The sequence below is a fragment of the Specibacter cremeus genome (genome assembly GCF_003946885.1).
Classification (GTDB): domain Bacteria; phylum Actinomycetota; class Actinomycetes; order Actinomycetales; family Micrococcaceae; genus Specibacter; species Specibacter cremeus.
In genome coordinates, this window is sequence record NZ_RWKQ01000005.1 from 16071 (window position 1) to 35816 (window position 19746).

At 65.9% G+C, this 19746-nt stretch carries 21 protein-coding genes and 1 tRNA gene; 11 read left to right on the plus strand and 11 right to left on the minus strand.

The features are described 5' to 3' along the window. Positions 1 to 9: 9 nt before the first annotated feature. Entirely contained in the window at positions 10 to 897 is an 888-nt protein-coding gene (locus tag EJC77_RS02695) for a hypothetical protein (protein WP_125610045.1), read from the plus strand. Between the two features lie 544 nt (positions 898 to 1441). Here the strand turns inward: EJC77_RS02695 and EJC77_RS02700 are convergent. Further along, a complete protein-coding gene (locus tag EJC77_RS02700; protein WP_205786799.1) occupies positions 1442 to 1909 on the minus strand; it encodes a DUF6194 family protein in 468 nt (155 codons plus the stop codon). Between the two features lie 62 nt (positions 1910 to 1971). On the opposite strand from EJC77_RS02700, the gene EJC77_RS02705 reads away from it, so the two are divergent. Further along, positions 1972 to 2724 (plus strand): MerR family transcriptional regulator, encoded by a 753-nt coding sequence (locus EJC77_RS02705; RefSeq protein WP_125610046.1) that lies wholly within the window; start codon positions 1972 to 1974, stop codon positions 2722 to 2724. Between the two features lie 238 nt (positions 2725 to 2962). Here the strand turns inward: EJC77_RS02705 and EJC77_RS02710 are convergent, their stop codons facing one another. Next, a complete protein-coding gene (locus EJC77_RS02710) occupies positions 2963 to 3715 on the minus strand; it encodes a hypothetical protein (protein ID WP_125610047.1) in 753 nt (250 codons plus the stop codon). A 274-nt stretch (positions 3716 to 3989) separates the two neighbouring features. Here EJC77_RS02710 and EJC77_RS02715 point away from each other — a divergent pair, with 274 nt between their 5' ends. Together EJC77_RS02715 and EJC77_RS02720 are read left to right on the plus strand one after the other, a co-directional pair. Then, positions 3990 to 5186 carry a Fic family protein gene (locus tag EJC77_RS02715; protein WP_125610048.1) on the plus strand — a complete coding sequence of 399 codons (1197 nt, stop codon included), beginning with the start codon at positions 3990 to 3992 and terminating at the stop codon, positions 5184 to 5186. A 162-nt stretch (positions 5187 to 5348) separates the two neighbouring features. Beyond that, entirely contained in the window at positions 5349 to 5741 is a 393-nt protein-coding gene (locus tag EJC77_RS02720) for a nuclear transport factor 2 family protein (protein ID WP_125610049.1), read from the plus strand. Positions 5742 to 5817: 76 nt separating this feature from the next. Here the strand turns inward: EJC77_RS02720 and EJC77_RS02725 are convergent, their stop codons facing one another. Both EJC77_RS02725 and EJC77_RS02735 read right to left on the minus strand, forming a co-directional pair. Continuing rightward, the gene (locus EJC77_RS02725) at positions 5818 to 6453 is read right to left on the minus strand and encodes an alpha/beta hydrolase (RefSeq protein ID WP_205786801.1); all 636 of its coding nucleotides are present in this window, start codon (positions 6451 to 6453) and stop codon (positions 5818 to 5820) included. Between the two features lie 262 nt (positions 6454 to 6715). Continuing rightward, entirely contained in the window at positions 6716 to 7663 is a 948-nt protein-coding gene (locus tag EJC77_RS02735) for an NAD-dependent epimerase/dehydratase family protein (protein ID WP_125610050.1), read from the minus strand. Positions 7664 to 8015: 352 nt separating this feature from the next. Here EJC77_RS02735 and EJC77_RS02740 point away from each other — a divergent pair, with 352 nt between their 5' ends. Then, positions 8016 to 8333, plus strand: coding sequence for a hypothetical protein (locus EJC77_RS02740; protein ID WP_125610051.1), 318 nt, complete (start codon positions 8016 to 8018; stop codon positions 8331 to 8333). 113 nt (positions 8334 to 8446) lie between these two features. On the opposite strand, the gene EJC77_RS02745 is transcribed toward EJC77_RS02740, so the two are convergent. The 5 genes from EJC77_RS02745 to EJC77_RS02765 form a co-directional block, all read right to left on the minus strand. After that, positions 8447 to 9025, minus strand: coding sequence for a dihydrofolate reductase family protein (locus EJC77_RS02745; protein ID WP_125610052.1), 579 nt, complete (start codon positions 9023 to 9025; stop codon positions 8447 to 8449). Between the two features lie 87 nt (positions 9026 to 9112). After that, a complete protein-coding gene (locus tag EJC77_RS02750) occupies positions 9113 to 9367 on the minus strand; it encodes a hypothetical protein (RefSeq protein ID WP_125610053.1) in 255 nt (84 codons plus the stop codon). A 254-nt stretch (positions 9368 to 9621) separates the two neighbouring features. Beyond that, positions 9622 to 10398 carry an alpha/beta fold hydrolase gene (locus EJC77_RS02755; protein ID WP_125610054.1) on the minus strand — a complete coding sequence of 259 codons (777 nt, stop codon included), beginning with the start codon at positions 10396 to 10398 and terminating at the stop codon, positions 9622 to 9624. Positions 10399 to 10721: 323 nt separating this feature from the next. Then, positions 10722 to 11435: a zinc ribbon domain-containing protein gene (locus tag EJC77_RS02760; protein WP_125610055.1), complete on the minus strand. Its 714-nt coding sequence runs from the start codon at positions 11433 to 11435 to the stop codon at positions 10722 to 10724. A 192-nt stretch (positions 11436 to 11627) separates the two neighbouring features. After that, a complete protein-coding gene (locus tag EJC77_RS02765; protein WP_125610056.1) occupies positions 11628 to 12569 on the minus strand; it encodes a toll/interleukin-1 receptor domain-containing protein in 942 nt (313 codons plus the stop codon). A gap of 256 nt (positions 12570 to 12825) precedes the next feature. Between EJC77_RS02765 and EJC77_RS02770 the strand changes: the two genes are divergently transcribed. Together EJC77_RS02770 and EJC77_RS02775 are read left to right on the plus strand one after the other, a co-directional pair. Then, positions 12826 to 13434, plus strand: coding sequence for a dihydrofolate reductase family protein (locus tag EJC77_RS02770; protein WP_205786803.1), 609 nt, complete (start codon positions 12826 to 12828; stop codon positions 13432 to 13434). 102 nt (positions 13435 to 13536) lie between these two features. After that, on the plus strand, positions 13537 to 13761 hold the full coding sequence (locus tag EJC77_RS02775) for a recombinase family protein (protein ID WP_338069454.1): 225 nt from the start codon (positions 13537 to 13539) through the stop codon (positions 13759 to 13761). Between the two features lie 253 nt (positions 13762 to 14014). Here EJC77_RS02775 and pcrA read toward each other — a convergent pair whose 3' ends face one another. Further along, positions 14015 to 16495 (minus strand): DNA helicase PcrA, encoded by a 2481-nt coding sequence (gene pcrA, locus EJC77_RS02780; RefSeq protein WP_476712877.1) that lies wholly within the window; start codon positions 16493 to 16495, stop codon positions 14015 to 14017. Positions 16496 to 16621: 126 nt separating this feature from the next. Then, positions 16622 to 17437, minus strand: a complete 816-nt coding sequence (locus tag EJC77_RS02785; protein WP_240629694.1) for an inositol monophosphatase family protein — start codon at positions 17435 to 17437, stop codon at positions 16622 to 16624. A 164-nt stretch (positions 17438 to 17601) separates the two neighbouring features. Here EJC77_RS02785 and EJC77_RS02790 point away from each other — a divergent pair, with 164 nt between their 5' ends. The 4 genes from EJC77_RS02790 (at position 17602) to EJC77_RS02805 (ending at position 19735) form a co-directional block, all read left to right on the plus strand. Beyond that, the gene (locus EJC77_RS02790) at positions 17602 to 18261 is read left to right on the plus strand and encodes a hypothetical protein (RefSeq protein ID WP_240629696.1); all 660 of its coding nucleotides are present in this window, start codon (positions 17602 to 17604) and stop codon (positions 18259 to 18261) included. 25 nt (positions 18262 to 18286) lie between these two features. Then, positions 18287 to 18360 (plus strand) — tRNA-Arg (locus EJC77_RS02795). 45 nt (positions 18361 to 18405) lie between these two features. Continuing rightward, a complete protein-coding gene (gene rarD, locus EJC77_RS02800) occupies positions 18406 to 19314 on the plus strand; it encodes an EamA family transporter RarD (RefSeq protein WP_125610057.1) in 909 nt (302 codons plus the stop codon). A gap of 10 nt (positions 19315 to 19324) precedes the next feature. Further along, positions 19325 to 19735: an NUDIX hydrolase gene (locus tag EJC77_RS02805; RefSeq protein WP_240629698.1), complete on the plus strand. Its 411-nt coding sequence runs from the start codon at positions 19325 to 19327 to the stop codon at positions 19733 to 19735. Positions 19736 to 19746: the final 11 nt, after the last annotated feature.

A 19746-nucleotide genomic window follows, 5' to 3' on the forward strand; every position in this document is an offset into this window, starting at 1 on the left:
GCGGCCGCGATGGCAGACACAACACCCGATGCCGAAGCATCCCCGTTGGCGAAGGCCCTGTCCGTGGTCTCGGCCTTCGGGCCCCCGGTCGCCGTCGCCACGGCGCTGCTGGTCTACTTCGGCTGGGCCCGCTCCGACGCGCAAGCGCGGGCCATGGGGCTGGACGTCAGCCTCTTCGGCTACACCGTGCAGGACTATGTGCTGCGCAGCATCCGGTCGCTGTTCCTGCCCCTCGTGCTGCTGGTGATTCTTGCCATCGGCTGGCTCGCGGCGGACGGCTGGCTGACGGCCCACGACGCCGGGGGCCGGCGGCCGCTGGTGCGCCGGACGGCATTGGCTGCCACCTATGCCGGCATTGTGGCCGCCGGCGTGGGGCTGCTGATCACGATCATCCTGCCGGGCCGGGGTGTGTTGTTCCTGCCGTACGTCATGGCCGGCGGCGTCCTGGTGGCGGCGTGGGGCGTGCGGCTGCGGCGGAGGTCCGTCCCTGCTCGCGTCACGGGCCCGGACGCCGGTGCCTCGCCCGCAACCCGGGCCCGGTTCCGGGCGCTCGAAGCGACCCTCGTCTTCAGCCTGGTCACGCTGCTGCTGTTTTGGGGCACGGCCGACTTCGCCCAGGCCGTGGGGCGCGGGCTGGCGGCGCAGATTGAGCAGGGCGTATCCACGATGCCGCGCGCGTCCGTCTACAGCGGAACCAGGCTGGGCATCGGCGCACCCAACGTCGCTGAACAGCTCCTCCCCGGCGGAACGGCGCCGTTGTACAAATACCGTGGACTGCGGCTGCTGGTGGTCAGCGGCGGCAAGTTCTTCTTCCTCCACGACGGCTGGACCCTGCGCTCCGGCACCGTCGTGGTGCTTCCCGACAACGCCGCCATCCGGGTCGAGTTGGGTAACTGACCGATGAAGGTGGTTGTCGTGGGCGCCGGCGTTCCCGCCGACACAAAGGCCCAGGCCGCGAACCAGGCCCTGCAGGACGCCTGGCTGCTGGCCCGGGTGCGGGTGAAGGCGACCGTCCCGGGGTTGTCCGCCGGACCATGGCCCGCATGTTGCCCGGGCCCCTTGCTGCGCGCGGCTACGTCTGGATGATCGACGGCTGGAGCAGCGTTCTGCACGACGACGGCGGTGGGCACGGCTTGCCCATCGTCTGGGCGGCTGTCCTCACGCTCGTGCTGGCAATCCGCGGACCTTTGGGCGTGTACCCGTTCCTGTTGATGGTGGGAGGCTGCTGCATCGGATGGGCGTCGACCCTGATGGCCAGATTCGTCTGCCCTCCTCCACAGCGCTGGAGGGTCGCAGCGGCACCACGCGTGAGGGGCGATGGTGGCGGCACACTTGCCGCCCGGACTGCACGCATCCACCAGGTGGGTCGGGCACCCACCATGAGTGCCGCAGAATTGGCAATGGGGACCGTCCCGCAGGCCGATCGGCTACCGGATGTCGTTTAGTTCGTGGCTTGTCGCCGGTCGTAGCGCGCGCGGGCCGCCGCGTGTGCTGCGCGCAGGAGGTGTGTGACGGTGTCGATCGTCGAGTCGCCGGGATTGACGACGGCGATCCACCCGAGGGGCCCGTACACCGGGTGGGGCATGACCGCGTCGGGTGTCTCGTAGCTCCGGGGCCGAGTGAGGCCGCGGGCGACCTCGCCCGTCAGGTCCCGGAACGTTGCCGGGTCGACGTGGATGTTGATCCGCCAGCGCCCGTCCGGATCGAGGTCGGAGGCGGTGTCGTCCGGGTAGTTCTTGGTGACGATCGTCGCGTAGGGCTGGACATGCTGCGGCATCCGACCGTCCGGCGCGTAATAGAAGAACGCGTCCCCCCACGCCAGCTCCGGCAGGCCGTCGCCGGGGCCAGGGGTCACCACGAGCGCCCCGTCGAACCCTTGCACCATCTCGATGATCTGTTCCATACTCATGCCTCAACCATGACATTCAAGTGCATATGTGGGGTTGGCCGCGTAGAAGGGCGGGATGGCAGATGAACGGTCTCAACTCTCGTGTCCTCCGCACGGTCGAAATCGCCCGCGCAACGGGGTACTCGGTGCAGCAGATCCGCGATCTCGAACGGTTGGGCGTCATCCCGCCGGCGACCCGCACAGCCACCGGGTATCGGTCGTATGCCCCGATCCACGTGCAGGCCGTCCGTGCCTACCGCGCCCTGGCGAGAGCGGTCGGTCCGGTGCCGGCGCGTTGCCTGCTCGCGGACCTCCGGACCGGGTGCATCGAGGCCGCCGCCGCGACCATCTGCGCCTTGTACGTCGAACTCGCCCGTGAGCGCGGTGACGTGCTCCGGGCCCGGGAGGCTCTCCGGACGATCGGGGCGGAGGCGACCGGCCGTCACGAGGACACCGACGATGACGCGATGACCATCTCCGAGCTCGCGTCAGCACTTGGCGTCCGGCCCTCGACGCTGCGGCACTGGGACGCCGAGGGACTTGCCGTGCCGGAGCGGGTGACCTACCTGCGCGTTCGCTGGTACGGGCCCGCCGCGGTTCGGGAGGCCCGCATCGTCGCGGCGCTGCGCAGCGGCGGCTACGGCATTGCCTCGATCCGCGACGTTATGAGCGCGCTTCGCCGGCTCGAGGGCATCCGGGATGTCGATCTGATCCTGCACCGACGTCTCGACCAGATCGCGGCGAGAACCGTTTCGCTGCTTCGGGCCGGCACGGACCTTGCGGCCGTCATCGAAGCGTGCCCCGCGCCCGATCCACCCCTTCGCGCCGCCCGATAGGGAAACCGCCTACGGACACATGCGAAATCAGCTCAGCTTGTCCTGAGTGCTCGATTCCCTGCGCATTGATACGAACGAATCGCCGCGGTGCGGTTCTTCCTCCGACCCCGGAACAGTTGCGCCGGACCTGCCAACCGCCATCTTCGCGGAGCTTTCCACAAGGAACGGTGTGCTGGTGTTTCCCTGCCGATGTCCCGTTGCGTCCGTGTCGTGATCACGGCCGATTGGGGTTCCCCGGTCAGGCTGGCGCGGGGGTCGGCCGAGAAGGTCTGAGTACGGCGGCGGCCGCGGGGACCAGGGCGGCGGCCAACAGGGCATAGGCGATCGGGTCCACATACGAGGCGCCGGTGACGAAGGCCAGCACGTGCAGCGGAATGCTTACGGCTACCGCAATGGGAACCCAGGTGGGGACCACGCGTGCCCGCACGAGCGCTACACCCAGCAGCAACGGGCCGAACAGATGGCCGAGAATGAAGATGTACAAGTACGTGCCGGTTCCGCTCGTATTGAACTGGTTCCACAACTCAACCATCTGGGGGCTGGTGGCACCCGTCCGGCCCATGAGCCACGTCAAATTGTCCTGACCGGCCCAGATCGGCAGGGTGCCCCATCCGGCCAAGGCGAGTACCCCGCCGGTCGCCGCCCACCACGGTGAACGATGGATCGCCAGTCGGGTCAAGCCAATCACCCCGAGCAATGAGAGCACGCAGACTAGTGGAAAAACGACGACCTCGAACACATGAAGGGCCGGATGGGCGGCGGAGTAGGCAATCTGAGCGGCAGCATCGTCCTTCACCGGTGGACCCCAAGCCCTGCCGACACCAAAGGCCAGCACGGGAAACAGGATGCCCACGGCATAGACGATCCGCTGAACTCTCTCGAAGACAGGCTCGACGCGCCTTGGCGGATTGTGTTCGTGGTCCGCGTGGCCATGCCTTCGTGCCGCGGCGCCGGCATCTTTTGCTGCCTCGGCTTCCCTCTCTTCGCCCATGCATCATCGTCCCACGAGCCCGTATCAGGAGGAGTCTGCACCCGGCAGGCGAAGCCACGGTCCAGCAGGCTGGTCCTCACTACGTGCACAACGTGCCGTAAGCGGTCGGTCACAGACGCGATGCTCGCCGGCCAGCACAGTGGTGTGTCACAAGGGAACCTTGACCCGGCGACCGAAAACCGGTCTCGGTCGCCGGAAGACGTCGCTGGAATGAATCAGAATAGCGATGCTGCTTAACCATGGATAAATTGATAAGCATTGGTATGCTTGGGTCATGCCGATGTTTGAGCAGGACGCGGTCTGGCCAGCGCTGGACTATGAAAAGCGGCCTTGGCACAACGTTCAGGACGAGTATGGTTCACGAACACAGAAGCGTCGGGTCGCCGGACCGTATCTGGCTGCGGTGCCCGCATTCATCTCCGGTCTATCAATCCAGCTCGATGGCGAACTGCACGCACTGACTGAAGAGGCCGCCAGCGAGCTTGCCCGCTTCGATGCCGAAGTGGGACAGATTGCAGCACCATTCGCATCCATTCTCTTGCGCACCGAAAGCGCCTCCAGCTCAGAGATTGAGAACCTGACCAGCGGCGCGCGCCAGATCGCCTTGGCGGAGTTCGGTGAGCACGCCTCGAAGAATGCGCAGCTGATCGTGGGCAACGTCAGAGCCATGCAGGCTGCTCTCGCCCTGTCCGAATCCATTGACGGCCACGCCATCCTGGAAATGCACCGTGCGCTGCTCGAGCAAAGCAATCCCGACATCGTCGGCCATTGGCGCGACCAGCAGGTGTGGATCGGCGGAGGGAGCCTCGGACCCCACACCGCACAGTTCGTCCCGCCCCATCATGATCGCGTCACCGCGCTCATGGACGATCTCGTCGCCTTCGCCAATCGCGTCGACGTTCCTGTTCTTGCTCAGACCGCGATCGCCCATGCCCAATTCGAAACGATCCATCCATTCCCCGATGGCAACGGCAGAGTCGGTCGCGCACTCATCCAGGCGATGCTGCGCGGAGGGCAGCTGACTCGCAATGTCACCGTTCCGGTCTCCGCTGGTTTACTCCACGACACCGGCCGTTATTTCGACGCCCTCGGCGCTTACCGGTCAGGGGACATCGCCCCGATAGTCCGCACCATCGCCGAGGCATCGTTCACAGCGGTGCACAACGGTCGCATCCTCGTCGACGACCTGGAAAACGTCCGGCTCGAGTGGCGCGACCGTGTCAAGGCAAGACGAGACTCCGCGGCCCACCGGCTCGTGAATATCCTCCTTCGCCAGCCAGTTATTGACAGCGCCGCCGCCGCAACTCAACTTGGCATCTCAGCCGTCAACGCTCAGGTCGCTATCAACCGCCTTGTTGATGCCGGCGTCCTGATCCAAATCACGAACGGAAGGCGCAACCGCATTTGGCTGGCGAAGGATGTCGTGCGTGTTCTTGACGAGTTCGGCGCTCGGGCCAATAGACGCCGATAGGGGGACGCTGAGTGGGCAGGCGAGCGTCAACCGTTCCAATACTTCGGCAGGCGATCCGCACAGCGCAGGGGGTGCTCAGGATCCATCGACAAGGACAGTGGCCAGGAATAGCCTTAAGCCATTCGAGAGTGACCCGACGACGATGACGGAGAGGTGCCCCACATGGGAACTCAGGAAAATGCTGAATTGGTCCGGCGCGGATACGAGGCCTTCAGCGCAGGTGATATGGCGACGCTCGGCGAATTGTTCGCAGCGGACGCAGTCTGGCATGCTGCCGGAGGGGGCGTGCTATCGGGTGCGAAGCAGGGACGCGACGCCATCCTGGCATATTTCGGTGAGTTGGGGGCGCGCTCCGAGGGCAGCTTGAAGGTGACCGTCCAGGAGATCGTCGGAGGGGAAAACCACACGGTCGCCTTGCAGCACACCCATGCTGAGAGCAACGGCAAGATCCTGGACACGGACGGCACACTCACGTTCCAGATTCTCGACGGCAAGATTACCGAGGGCCGGGAGTTCTTCGACGACACAGCACAGGCTGACGCATTCTGGGCGTAGCCTCCGCCATGATGCCCGCCGCCGCTTCCCGCGTCACAACGGGACCGGCTCCCGCCTCAGCGCGAAGTGCACGACGTCAGTTGTCGAGGACGTCACGCAGTTTGCGGGAGAAGGCCTCGGGTTGGCCGGCATATCCGGACTCGCCGCCCAGGAAGCCGCCGTGGTGGCTTGGGAACACGGTCACCTGCTGACTGAGCAGCGCGGCGGTGGCCACCGCTGTGCGACCGGTGAAGGTGCCCAAGGACTCCTCGCCTACGGCGATCACGACGCGTGTTCGTGCCGCGGCAAGCGCGTCGACGTCGGGACGGTAGTTGGAGACCGCCCACGACCGGTCGGAGAGCAGCGGGTCGTCACGGGAGCCGTCGTCCCCGATCGGCATCCCGAACCGGGCGGGATCGGGCGTGGGCTGGGCGAAGTGGTCCTCGGTGAACTCGCCTTGCCACGATGTCATGACGATGAAGGCCGCCATGCCGGCACTTGCCCCCTTGGCCTGGTAAGCGTCCCGAACGCCGGCACGGGCGCGCTCGGCAGCCTCAGCGTCAGGGAGCACTGAGATGAGCGGCGGCTCGTGTGCCACAAGGGTAGTCACGTCATTGGGGTATGCCGCCACGAGAGCGAGCGCGGTCACCGCCCCGCCACTGCTGGCAAACATCTCGACCGGGCCAATGCCGAGCGCCTCAACAACGGCGTGGACGTCCTCGGCCTGGACCATAGGCACATGGTCAACCCGGTGCTGGTGGGCGGTGGCATTCCGTTCTTTCCCCGGCACGAACGCCGGGTGGATCTCGAACTCGCCGAGACCCGCACCNGGTCGTCTACCTCCGCTACCGCGTGGCGCGCTAGCTGTACTCGGCCAGTCTTGTCGCGCGAACTTGCGGACGCGTCGCCCCGCAAGCCGGACGTTGAACGGACGCACTTTGAGCCGACTGACCGCTGTCCGCGGGTGCTGAGCGTCGTGCCCGTAAGTGGAACGGTTACCGGGCGTTGAGATGCGTGGCGACCCAGTCGACCTCCTCCATGATCAAGTCAAGACCGCTTCCAACGGGCACATAGCCGAGGAGTTCGGAAGCGGTCGTGTCTAATACCATGGGATGCGCGGATCGCCACGGGTGTTGTCCCCGTTCCGGATGGGGGTCGCCGTTATCGAGCAGCTCGAGCCTTCCGCCCCAGTCCAGCCGCGTGCCAATCGCGCGCACGATCTGCTCGGCGTTAGGGGTGTCGGGGTCGGCGCTGTTCAGGATCCGTGGTGCGGGTTGCACCGCAATGGTTTCGATGAGCGCCGCGGTATTGACCGCGGCGCTCAGGTGGTCGATGGAGGTACCGCGGTCGGCAAGCGCGATCGCACGTTCGCCTCGTAACATCCTTTCCACGAAGGACCGCGTGCGCGCATTCCTTGCCCAGCGTCCATGAACCTTCGAAGGGCGGATGATCGTGACTGGGAGCCCGCTGTCCAGGGCCACTTGCTCGGCCGCGACTTTCGACCGGGCGTATCCCTCCCGGCTGAACGGGTCCACATCATTTCCGGCCGGCGGCAGCGTCGGCGTGTCCTCTTTTATCGCACCGTCAAACCGAGGAGGGGCGCCCCCGTTGACGTGACGCCCGAAAGAATCGACGTAGACCGCCCTGCTTGACACGAGCACGGCGGTTGCCGCGGACGCCATTACGGGCAGTAGTTCCCGAACATCCGCGCCGCGATAGGCGAGAAGATCGACCAAAAGGTCGACGCCGTCGCCGACGAGCTGCTGGATCCCTCTCGTGTCACTTCGCTCGACGGCGTGGAAGCGCACATTGATCGATGCCAGCTCCGCTGGCATCGCGGCTGGATCCCTCCCAACCACATCTACGGTCCAGCCAGCCGCGGCCAACCGCGATGCCGTGGCCCCGCCGATCGCACCCGTACCGCCAAGGATAATCGCGCGCATGTCGTTCCTCTCAAGAGCGGCACGGCTACCGTAAGCCACATGACTCTACTACGCTGGACCCGCGCATGGCGCCCACAAGCGGAACCTGAATCGGGCGTTTGGTGCGGCTGTAGTCCTACGATCAGTACGTGTCCATCTTCATCCGCCTCACGTACCGCGCTGTTGCGTTGCAGACCGTTGTGGCGCCGTCGGTTGTGACGGCCTTCGGAGGCGGCAACGGTGACTCTGATCAGCTTCGCCCAACTGCCTCACGCAACTACTGTAGGTATCCCGTCTCCGGCATGATGGGTCGCACGTATCGAATACGAGGAGCTGACCGGTGATGCCATCAAAGACCTCAAGGCGGCGATCGATGGTCTGGACGGTCATCGTCTTCGCCTTGGCCCTACTCATGTTTTTGCTCAGCGTCATTGCGGTAGCATTCTGGACACCTATCGATGACTCCTTCGTCAACCGGGCCGATGCGGCAGGAGACATCAGCCTGCTCCTTCCCCATCAAATGGGGCTGTGGTTCGTCCTACACGTGCTGAACTTCGTTGCATTCCTCCTATCGGTGTTCGCGTTCGTCACAATGTGGCAATCGCGGCGGGAGCGCCCGAGCGTCCAGAGCTCCAGTCCGGAGCCCGACCAGCTACGCGCAGCCACTCAGCGTCAAGGATCCGCCCGGTAATGGAACCGCTTATGGGCACCCCACTACCGTCAGGAGCGACTTGGTGAATTGCTGATGCTTCATCGTCTCTCGCTTACCGCATGGCGGGCCGTCGGTGCGGGCCGACCCGTGGGTCATCTCGGCCGCACCGGGTGCACGGTCGGCGCGTAGGTCAGCTCCTGGGTGCGCCCGTCCAGGGTTCGGGCTTCAATCAGGTCGAGGTCGAACTCTGCGGCGCCGCGGAAGATCGGGTCCTGACCGGTGAGTCCCGTGATGACGGGGAAGATGGTCACCTGGATCCGGTCGACCAGACCGGCGGCCATGAGAGCGTGGTTCATCGACAGGCTTCCGTGCGATCGGAGCGGAACCTTGGACTCCTCCTTGAGTCGGGCGACGACGTCGACGGCGTCGCCGTGCATGACGGTGGTATTCGGCCAGGGCAGGTGTTCGTCCGGGGTCATCGACCTCGAAACGACGACCTTTGGCAATTCGCTCATCTGGACGACCCAGGGGTCGAACTCCACTCCCGCGAGGACGAAGCCGGAGAACATGCGGTAGGTGGTCGGACCGAACACCATGAGCTGGTCCTCGGCGTAGAGGCTGGCGCGATGGTCGAGCAGCTCGGGGCCTTGCTTGCCCCAATAGCCGCCCCACTCATCGGTCGAGCCGTAGCCGTCGAGGGTGCTGAAGACATCGAACGTGTAGCTAGCCATGCGGTGTCACTCTCCTTGATCAGATTTGCCCGGAGTGTCGGTGCCGCACCTATCCCGGAGTGCTGACGCTCTGGTTGACTCGTATCGTTATGCCGCCGGGGCGACGGGCTTCTTCTTCAGTATGGTCTCGTCTTCGAGCAGTGTCATCGTGCCCAGTCGACGTTGTCTGCGGCGTCGGTGGTAGGTGCCTTCGGACCACTTACACGGTTGGATGAACACGACGATGAGCTCCGTGAACCGCGCAATGATCGCCATCGGTGCGCCCTCGGTGGATTCCTCGCGGTCGTCATTGGATACCAGCCAACGTTGTGGATCGCCATGGCCGGGGTTTGTCGTCGTCACCGTCTTCCTTGCCGCATCGGCTTTCCGACATGCCCGACACAGCGACGTAGTGAACTGAAAACCAGTGCCGCCGTTCCGCCCTCCGGGTTCAACAGCTGCCCGCAAGACGGACCCCTTGTGACGCCGATCTGACTGTCGTGGAAGGGATCGGTGGAGCTTGGCCTCATCCGCCGCCAACAGATCGGGCCGCGGCCGTGAAGTTGCAGAATTGCTGATCCTGGACGCGTTCTTTTAGGTGCTCGAACGTCGGCTGCTCACGATGTCGAATCAGTTGCCCGGCGGATCGGCGCGAAGGTGGGCACCGGGTCGTTACCGAGGAAGTTGCTGACGATGAGGTTACACAAATCCGGCTTCTCGACGAGCAGGCCGTGGGATGTGCCGGGGATGACCGCGAACTCGGCGTTTCTCAGATTGCGGTAGAGCTCGAGGGCATGCTCGAGGCGGACCTGGTCGTCGTCGGCGACCATAACGAGGGTACGGCTTTGGACCTTCTGCAAGTCTTCAGTGGTCAACGTGGGCTGGCACGCATGCATTGCGGCAAGCTTCGCGACCACGACATCATAGTGATTCGCTCCATCAGGGGTGAGTTCGGTGTAGCTCTGTCGAAGAAAGGATGGCGGGTCGCCGTCGAGTACGCCATCAAGCCACCCGTCGTAATGGAAAACCCCGGCAACGAGCACGAGACGACGGACGAGGTCTGGCCTGCGCAAGGCCACGGTGAGTGCCACGACCGCGCCGTCGCTAATTCCGAGCAGATGCGCGGGATGGCCGACAATGCTGTCTATGAATGCGATGGTGTCCTGCGCCATCAGCTCGTAGCTGAGGGGGCCCTCGACGTCGGGCGTTCGACCATGGGCGCGCTGCTCCGGGGTATAGACGTGGAACCGATGGGAGAGTGCCTCGAATTGCGGCGTCAAAGCGCGCGAATCCACGCCAGCGCCCCCGGGATGGAGAAGTACCAGAGCCTCTCCGTCACCCCGCTGGGCGTACCAGAGCCCAGTTGTTGCCGCGTCTGACGCCGGTTCGCTCATGTCATTCCACCATTCCTGCGAGGCATTGAACCTTCCCCATGCTCTTCTCCTTGCTTGGCGTCCTTGCGGACCGCGCGAAGGCTCAACCTATCGCGATCAATCCGGACGTTCAACGAGGGCACGAAGAGTGACGAGACTCATCGTCTCCGGCACCGCAATATGTGCCGGAAGAGGAAGGCTATGCGGTACGCAGCCGAATCCGCATCAGTCGAGTTCCCACTTGCGGATTGAGGCCAAGAGATGCACGGCGCGCGGCTAATCAGGGCGCACGGATAGGCGAAATGAACCATCCCGCATAGTGCAGGGAAACAGGGTTCAGGCGCCTATTTCCCGAGCACCTTCACAACGTCCTTCCAGGCCCGGTCGACATCGACCTTGTATTTCGGGATGGTGGCGACCGCGACTGCGCCCTTCACGAAAAGGCCGTGCGCCTCGGTGAGGGAGATGCCGCTCTTGATTGCCTTTTCGATGTAGTCGGTCCATGCGGGGAGGACTTCATGGTCGAAGTCGGCCCAGTTCATGATGATGCCGCGCGCCGCGACGACCACGGCGTCGGTGTACTTCTTCTCGCGTCCCAACTGGTCCACCATCTTCCACGACACCGAGAACATCGTGTTGGTATCTCGCTTGGCGGCCGCAGTCAGAAAGTCCTCATTCCACATCCGCCAATTCACGTCCGCATCGTTGGGCGTCATTCCGAACTGTTTGGTGAGAGCTGCGACCGCCTGTGCTCGGTGCTCTTTCTGCGCTTTCCGTTCCTCCCAAGTGCCATTCGCAACAGCGATGGCGTCATCGACCCCTTCGAGCTGATCCTCACCGACGACGATGCGGGCATTGATACGCGGATCCGTGCGGACGTAAATGTACCTACCGCAACCCGGACACTTCGTCTTCGCCCCGGGCACCTTCTTCAACTCGGCGCCGCAGTTCGGACAGATGTTCGTGCGTGTGTCCTCGGGCGGCACGTAGGTGCTCTGGGGTGTGCTCATCGTGACCGTGACAGTCGGCCTCTCCTTGCGTTTAAGCCAGGCCACCATGCTCCTCGGGTTGGCAACGTCATGGTTAGGAGCCTACACTGCGACGCCCCAGCCCTGTGGGCGACCTGGCTGGCCGCCTCGATGAGCTCGGGATACGCAAGCCCGTCCAGTGGCGAGAGGCAAATTGATACCATCTCGATAATTCTCGATCGCCTCGTTCAAATCACCAACCCTGAACGGGCCCTTTCTCGGTTATCCCAACTGACGGATGTAACGAGATGCTGAGGCAGACACGGAGTGGACGATAACGGAGCCATCAAGGATCTTCGTTCCTGTGATCAGGTCTTTCGCTTCCAAAGACCTCAAGAGGGCAAACACGAGTTCTGGATCGCAATCCTCAAAACCCGAAACCCGCTGCCCGGGGTTATTGACGAGAGAGGCCAATAGCCGCTTTTCAATGCCGCCAACATCCACTCCCCTTGCCTGCAGTGCGTTAAGGAGCGTGCAATCTGGAATCCCCATGACAAGCCACGCCCCACCTGAGACACGTTGAAGCTTGATATCACCCCGCTCCGAGAGCACTGAAACGCTCTCGGTTAGGGCCTCCGGGGAGATATCGTAAGGCGCAACCTTCTCCACCATCGTTTCGTTGTTGAGCCCGCCATGCCGGGGATCCAGTTGGTGGTCGACGATGACATTGAGAACTATGTTGTCGATCCCGTTCGGCGTCAGTGCCGCAAGGTGGTCCATCGACATGTAAGAGGGAGGCGCCCCGAGCGGGGGTTTCGTTTCCAGGTTGAATACCGACCGAACTACTTCGCTAACAACACCGTCAAATCCCTGCTTGCTCTCGGAGACCCAGAGCAAGTGCTTCAAAGGTGCCGGCACTTCCGCACCATCCAGGACAACCGGAATAATCTTGCAGGAACCCTCGATCTTACGGACAACCGCAGCATCCAGCTCTTCGGAAACCCAAGGTTTGGTTACGCTGATGGGCGATAGAACGACGATAAAGATCGAGGCATCGTCAATGCCGCCGGTAAAGACCTTCTTGACCAAGGAATCTCCGGCTTTGATCTCCCACTGATCAACCCATACGTCGATTCCCTTGGTTCTCAGTGCGACAGCGAACGGCACAGCAAATCGTTCCTTGTCCTCGGTCGCGTGGCTAAGGAAGGCTTTTGGTGCGGTCAGACGCTAAGAATAACCTTCTGGACATGCAGGCCGAACAATCGACACTCCGCGGACTTACTTGCTATTGCTCCTGTCCCGTAGGCCGATCCTTCAACGGACGCGGCGATTCTATCCTCGATGCGATGCCGACGAACGGTCGGTCTCATGCCCGAAGACTGCATTGGTCCTTCAGAGCCCAGGGTATTCCGCGAGCCGCGATGAGCCCTGCGGCGTCCGGCGGTAGTATTGCCGGACCCGTTACCGAGGAGGACTTCTGATGCGCAGCGTGACCTATTCGATGGGCGTCTCACTTGACGGCTACATTGTCGGGCCGGACGGCGGCTTCGACTGGACGGCGCCCGACGAGGAGGTCTTTCGCTTCTGGATCGACGAGATTCGAGAGGTCGGCGTCCACCTGTTGGGACGACGGCTGTACGAGACGATGCTGTACTGGGAGACCGCCGACCAGGACCCATTGCTCGACGACGCAGAGCTCGAGTGGGCCGCGCTCTGGAAGCCGCTCCCAAAGGTGGTGTTCTCCACCACGCTGCCCGCGGTGCAGGGCAATGCCCGCCTGGTCTCCGGCGGCCTGGCGGAGGAGATCGAGCGGTTGCGAGCCGAGCCGGGGGAGGGCGACATCGCGATCGGCGGCGCGACTCTCGCCGCCGAGGCGGCCGCGTTGGGCCTGATCGACGAGTACCGGGCCATGGTCTACCCGGTGCTGGTGGGCGGTGGCATTCCGTTCTTTCCCCGGCACGAACGCCGGGTGGATCTCGAACTCGCCGAGACCCGCACCNAGTCGTCTACCTCCGCTACCGCGTGGCGCGCGAACTTACGGACGTGTCGCGCCCGTAAGACGGTCGCTGAACGGGTCACGTGCCGTTGAAGGATGTCGGATCGCGATCGCTGCGCTTCCGCGACCACCCGATTCCCGTAGGACCCGCCCGCGAAAATGCCCGAGGAGAGGCTAAACGGTACATTCAGCACCTTGCCCGGACTCCTGATCGGATACGCGCGGGTATCCACCAACGACCACGACCTCACCGCCCAGAAAAACGCCCTGGCTGCTCTTGCGGTGACGCCGAAGAAGACGCCCACCGGCCAGGGCCGCACCGGCGCCAGCCGGGCACGGCCGGGACTGGGGGTGGGCGTGCCCGGGAGCCGCCTGGTGGCCGAGTCCAGTGTCAGGCCCGCGGGCGACGCACCCTCGTGACCGTCAACGAGTGGGGGCACCGAACCGCCGTCGACCGGCACCGATGTTCCCAACGTAGTTGGCACCCATGACGGTGTTCGATCCGTTGCCATCAACGCGAGACCGGGTTGAGGCGCCAACGGGTGCCCAGGCACCATGGCAAACACCATGGCGAGGATGGCAGGGCCGAACGAAGGTGAGGCGAGCCCGTGACGGTGCGTTGGGGCCGTGCGGTTGTTTGACACCGCCACACCTTGCATCCACGCAAGGTTGACTACGAGTCGACCTTCGTAAGCGGCGCGTAGCGGAGCAGCAGCCGCTTCTCGCCGATGTCGAATTTCACCTTGGCCACGGCCTTGTCGCCGGCGCCCTCGACGGCCAGCACCGTGCCGTTGCCGAACGACGTGTGGTTGACCTTGTCGCCGATCGCCACGGAGATGACCTCCTTCTGCGGTTGCACGCGCCCCGCCACGTTCCGCGACGACAGGCTCGCCGGCAACTGGCCCGAATCGCGGCCACCCACGGCGGTGCCCGCCCCCCAATAGGACCCCGAGTACCGGCTGGACCCGAACCCGGGAGAGGCGGGGGCGATACGGTCGGTGCCCTCCCGCTTCCAGTCGATCAGCTCCGCCGGGACCTCGCCGATGAACTGGCTGGCCGGGTTGTACTGGCTCTGCCCCCACAGGCTGCGCACCTCGGACCGGGTCAGGTACAGCCGCTTCCGCGCCCGGGTCAGGCCGACGTAGGCCAGTCGCCGCTCCTCGGCCAGTTCCGACGGGTCCGCAGCCGAGCGGGCGTGCGGGAAGATCCCGTGTTCCATGCCGGTCAGGAACACCACCGGGAACTCGAGCCCCTTGGCCGTGTGCAGCGTCATGAGCGTGACGACACCCAGCCGCTTGGCCTCGGCGACCGCGGCCGCCGCGTCCTCGGCCGACCCGCCGGGCGCGTCCGGGATCTGGTCGGCGTCCGCCACCAGGGACACCTGTTCGAGGAAACCGCCCAGGGTCCCCTCAGGGTTGTCGCGCTCGTATTCGCGTACGACGGCGACCAGCTCGGCCAGGTTCTCCACCCGGGACTCGTCCTGCGGGTCCGAGCTCTTGCGCAGCGTCTCCAGGTAGCCGGTCTGCTCCAGCACGGCCTCCAGCGACGTCGCCGCGCCGGAGGACGCCGCCACCTCGGCCAGGTCCCCCATCATCTTCACGAACGCGTTGACCGCGTTCAGCGAGCGCGTGGCCATGGCCGGGGCGTCCTCGGCCCGCTGCAGCGCCGCCCAGAAGGAGATCCGGTCCCGGTCGGCCAGCGCCGCCACCGCGCCCTCGGCCCGGTCCCCGATGCCGCGCTTGGGTTCGTTGAGCACCCGGCGCAGGTTGACGTCGTCGTCCGGGTTCACCAGCGCGCGCAGGTAGGCGAGTGCGTCCTTGATCTCCTTGCGCTCGTAGAAGCGCGTGCCGCCCACCACCCGATACGGCAGCCCCACCCGGACCAGGATGTCCTCGATGGCGCGCGACTGCGCGTTGGTGCGGTAGAAGATGGCCACATCGCCGGGCCGGATGTCCGTCTCGTCGGTGAGCCTGTCGATCTCCTCGGCGATGAACCGGGCCTCCTCGTGCTCGGATTCGGCCACGTAGCCGATGATCTTCTCGCCGTCGCCCTCGGCCGTCCACAGCCGCTTCGACGGCCGGTTCGGGTTGCGCGAGATCACCGCGTTGGCGGCGTTCAGGATGGTCTGGGTGGACCGGTAGTTCTGTTCCAGCTTGATGGTGCGCGCGTCCGGGTAGTCCTTCCCGAACTCCACGATGTTGCGGATGTCGGCGCCGCGGAACGCGTAGATCGACTGGTCCGAGTCGCCCACCACGGTCAGCTCGGCCGGCGGGATGTCTGGATCTCGATGGGCTCGATCACCGGTGGTTGAGCTTGTCGGGATCTCGACGGGCTCGATCACCGACCCCCCGACAGGCTCGCTCACCGGCCCCCCGACGAGCTCCCGCACCAGCGCGTACTGGGCGTGGTTGGTGTCCTGGTATTCGTCGACGAGCACGTGCCGGAAGCGCCGCCGGTACGACTCGGCGATGCCCGGGAACGCGCGGAACATGAACACCGTCTGGGCGATCAGGTCGTCGAAGTCCATGGCGTTGGCCTGCCGCAGGCGGGTGTCGTACCCCTTGTACACCTCGGCGACGGCCGCCTCGACGGGGTCGGCGTGGTTGGCCGTGCCGGCGTACTCGTCGGCGTCGATGAGCTCGTTCTTCAACGCCGAGATCTTGTGCATGAGCGTCTTCGGGGGCGTCTTCTTCGGATCCAGGTCCAGCCCCTTGGCCACGAGCGTGATGAGCCGCAGCGAATCGGCGGAGTCGTAGATGGAGAAGTTCGTGTTCAGCCCGATGGTTTTGGCCTCACGCCGCAGGATGCGCACGCAGGACGAGTGGAACGTGGAGATCCACATGTTCCTCGCCGGCTCGCCCACCAGCGCGCCGATGCGTTCGCGCATCTCCGCCGCGGCCTTGTTCGTGAAAGTGATGGCCAGGATCTGCCCCGGGTGCGCCCGCCCGGTGGCCAGCAGGTACGCGATCCGGTGGGTGAGCACGCGCGTCTTGCCCGACCCGGCGCCGGCGACGATCAGCAGCGGTGACCCGGCATGGGTGACGGCCGCCTCCTGTTCCGGGTTCAGTCCGGCCAGCAGGGCCCCGGCGTCCAGTTGGGCGGGAGCGGGGGCGGTTTTCGGCGCGCGCGCATAGGGGTCAAACAACATGTCCATGGTGCCTACCAGTCTAGTGACCGAGGGGCCCCGGGCGAGCGCAGCGAGCCCGGGGAGGGCACTGGACGCTAGTGACCCCCGGCAACCGGTCCGCGCCCGCCCGCGGCGAGTGCCGTCGTCGTGCGTCTACCGGCCGCGCAGGGCGGCGGCGAGGCTGTGGACGGCGGCGCCGGGGCCGGCGATGAACCAGTCGAGCTCGTTGACGCGGACGACGGCGGTGTCCCCGCCCGCCGCGCGCACGATCGCCTTCCCGGGCAGGAAGTCCCAGGGCGGGCAGCTGTGCTGGAACCAGGCGCCCAGCTCGCCCTGGGCGACGCGCCCGAGGTCGCAGGAGCCGGAGCCGAGCATGCGCAAGGTGGCCGGCAGCACGGCGGCCCGGTGCCACGGGGCGGCGGCGCGCTCCTGGGCGAGCCAGCCGGGGTGGATGTAGGTGCCGGCGCTCAATTGGTCGATCGCGCGGTCGTCGACGGCGACGGGCGCGCCGTTGAGCGTGGCGGGCAGGTCGCGGCCGCCCAGCCACAGCCTGTCCTCCTGCGGCTGGTGCACGGCACCGAGGATGACGTCCGCATCAAGGTCCGGGTCGCCGTCCACGAGCGCCAGCGCCGAGCACCAGTACGACGATCCGGAGAAGAAGTTGAATGTGCCGTCCACGGGGTCGACCACCCAGGTCCGGCCGGAGCTGCCCGCCGCGTTGGCGCCCTCCTCGCCGACGATGGCGTCCCGGGGGCGGGTGCGGCGCAGCTGCCCGAGCACGTAGGCCTCGGCCGCGCGGTCGGCGGCCGTGACGACGTCGGCCACGTTCGTCTTGCGTTCGGCGCTCAGCCCGCGGCCGCGCATCTCCAGGGCGAGCCCGGCGGCGTTGCGGACCAGCGCCGCGGCGAGGTCGGCATCGCTGAGGGCGGGATCAAGGGCGGGGTCAAGGGCGGTTCCGGTGGCGGGCACACGACCACTCTAGATGGACAGTGCGTGCCGCGTGCCACTCCCGGGTACACACTTGATTCCTCGCCAAGTGCGGGTGTTGGGCGCGCGCACCCGCACTTGGTGAGGATTGAACGCATGATGCGCCGCCACCCTGGTCACCGGACCGTGGATGGGATAATGGCGGCATGTCCAAAACCCCCGCCCAACGCGCCCGGAAGCACGGCGCCGCCGCCGTGCCCATGAACCAGGCGACGGCGCGCACGCCGCAGCGGGCACAGGGCAACGCGAACCTGATCCTCATCGCCGCGTCCGTGGCCACCGCGTTCCTGTTCGCCTATTTCCACCTGCTGACGCTGAACCAGATGACGCAGCTGTCCGGCGGGCTGGCCATGCCGGATTCACTGTACGGCGGGTTCGATCCGGCGTACGTGGAGTCGGTGCGCCATGCCATGAACGCCGACGCCCTGGGCCAGCTGCAGTTCGTGCACAAGACGGCCGGCACACTGTTCCCGCTGATCTTCGCGTTCACGGCCATGACACTCGTGGCCACGCAGGTCGCGCGCAAGCCGCTGCGCTGGGCGTTGTGGGCGCCGCCGATGCTGTTCGCCATCGTCCAGCTGTGGGCGAACGTGGCCATCGACACCATGCTCGGGGCGGCCACATTGACGGAGGGAGCCGTGACGCTGGCATCCGTCCTGGTGGTGCTGTCCTGGGTGTTGCTGGCGCTCTCGCTCGCGGGAATCGTCGTGGCGCTGGTCTTGGGGCGCCGTCGTCGTCGTCCGGTGCGGCCCCGTCCGGTCCAGCCCAGTCCGGTCCCGCGCACGGGCGGCGACCCGGTACAGTAGGTACGGCACGTTTCACCGCGTGCACGCGTGAGTAGCTCAGCAGGATAGAGCGTCCCTCTCCTAAAGGGAAGGTCGCGGGTTCGAATCCCGCCTCGCGCACAATACAACCCGCCACCAGCGCGACCACGCGCCGAAGGAAACCACGTGAGCGCTCAGGTCCCCGCAGCCGTCGCTGCAGGGTCCGCGGGCCGCGGTGCGGCCGCCTCCCTCACCTGTTCGGCCCTGTTCGCGGCCATCTTCCTCATCGCCGGGCTGTTGCACGGCTGGGGGCCGGAGGAGGTGTTCGGCTGGCGCGTGGTGCTCACTCTGCCAACCCTGCTGCTGGTGCTGCCCTGGTTCCGGTGGGGCCGGGCCGAATTGGCGCGCGTCCTGCACCGCATCCGCACGAAGCCTGCACTTGTCCCGGTGGGCCTGCTCGCTGCCGCCCTGGTGGGCGTGCAGCTGTGGCTGTTCATGTGGGCCCCGCTGCACGGCATGGCGTTGTCCGTGTCGTTCGGCTACTTCCTGCTGCCGCTGGCCATGGTGCTGGTGGGACGGTTCCTGTTCGGCGAGAAGCTGGGCCTGTGGCGCACGCTCGCCGTCGCGGCCGCCGCCTTGGGCGTGCTGCACCAGACGCTGTCCGCCGGCGGGCTGGCGTGGCCCACGCTCGTGGTGTGCCTGGGCTATCCGGTCTACTTCGTGCTGCGCGCCAAGATCGGCTTTGACACGCTCGGCGCGTTCGCCGCCGAGCTTCTCGCGCTGCTGCCGCTGGGGTTGTACTTCATCCTGGCCGGGCCGCACGGTGTGCACGGCACGGCAGGCCCGGGCGGCTACGTGGCGGTGTGGTCGATCGGGGTGCTCGGCGCCTTCGCCATGATCCTGTACCTGCTGGCCAGCCGGCTCATGCCGCTCTCGCTGTTCGGGCTGCTCGGCTACGTGGAACCGGTGCTGCTGGTGGCCGTGGCCGTCGCCCTCGGGGAGGCCCTGGAGCCGTCCGCGCTGCTGACCTACCTGCCCATCGCCGGCGCCCTGGTGCTGCTCGCCGTCGACGGTTTCGTCCAGGCCCGCCGGTAGCATGGAGGGTGTGAAAAACGTCCTGAAGGTCTCCGCCGTCTGCCTCTACAACCCGGCCGGGGAACTGCTCACCGTACGCAAGAACGGCACTTCCAAGTTCATGCACCCCGGCGGGAAGCCGGAACCGGGCGAATCCGCCGTGGCGGCGGCCGCGCGCGAGCTGCTCGAGGAGACCGGGCTGGCCGTGTCCGTGGACGAGCTGGAGCTGCTGGGGGTGTGGACGGCCGCCGCCGCGAACGAGGTGGACACCGACATCGAGGCGACCGTGTTCACGGCCGCCGGCGTCTGGGATCCGTCCGCAGTGAGCGCTGCGGCGGAGATCGCCGAGCTGCGCTGGCTGGACCCCGCGGCGGCACATTCCCACGACGACCTGGCCCCGCTGCTGACCGAGCACGTACTTCCCGCCCTGCGCGCCTCCTGATCCCTCCGGCG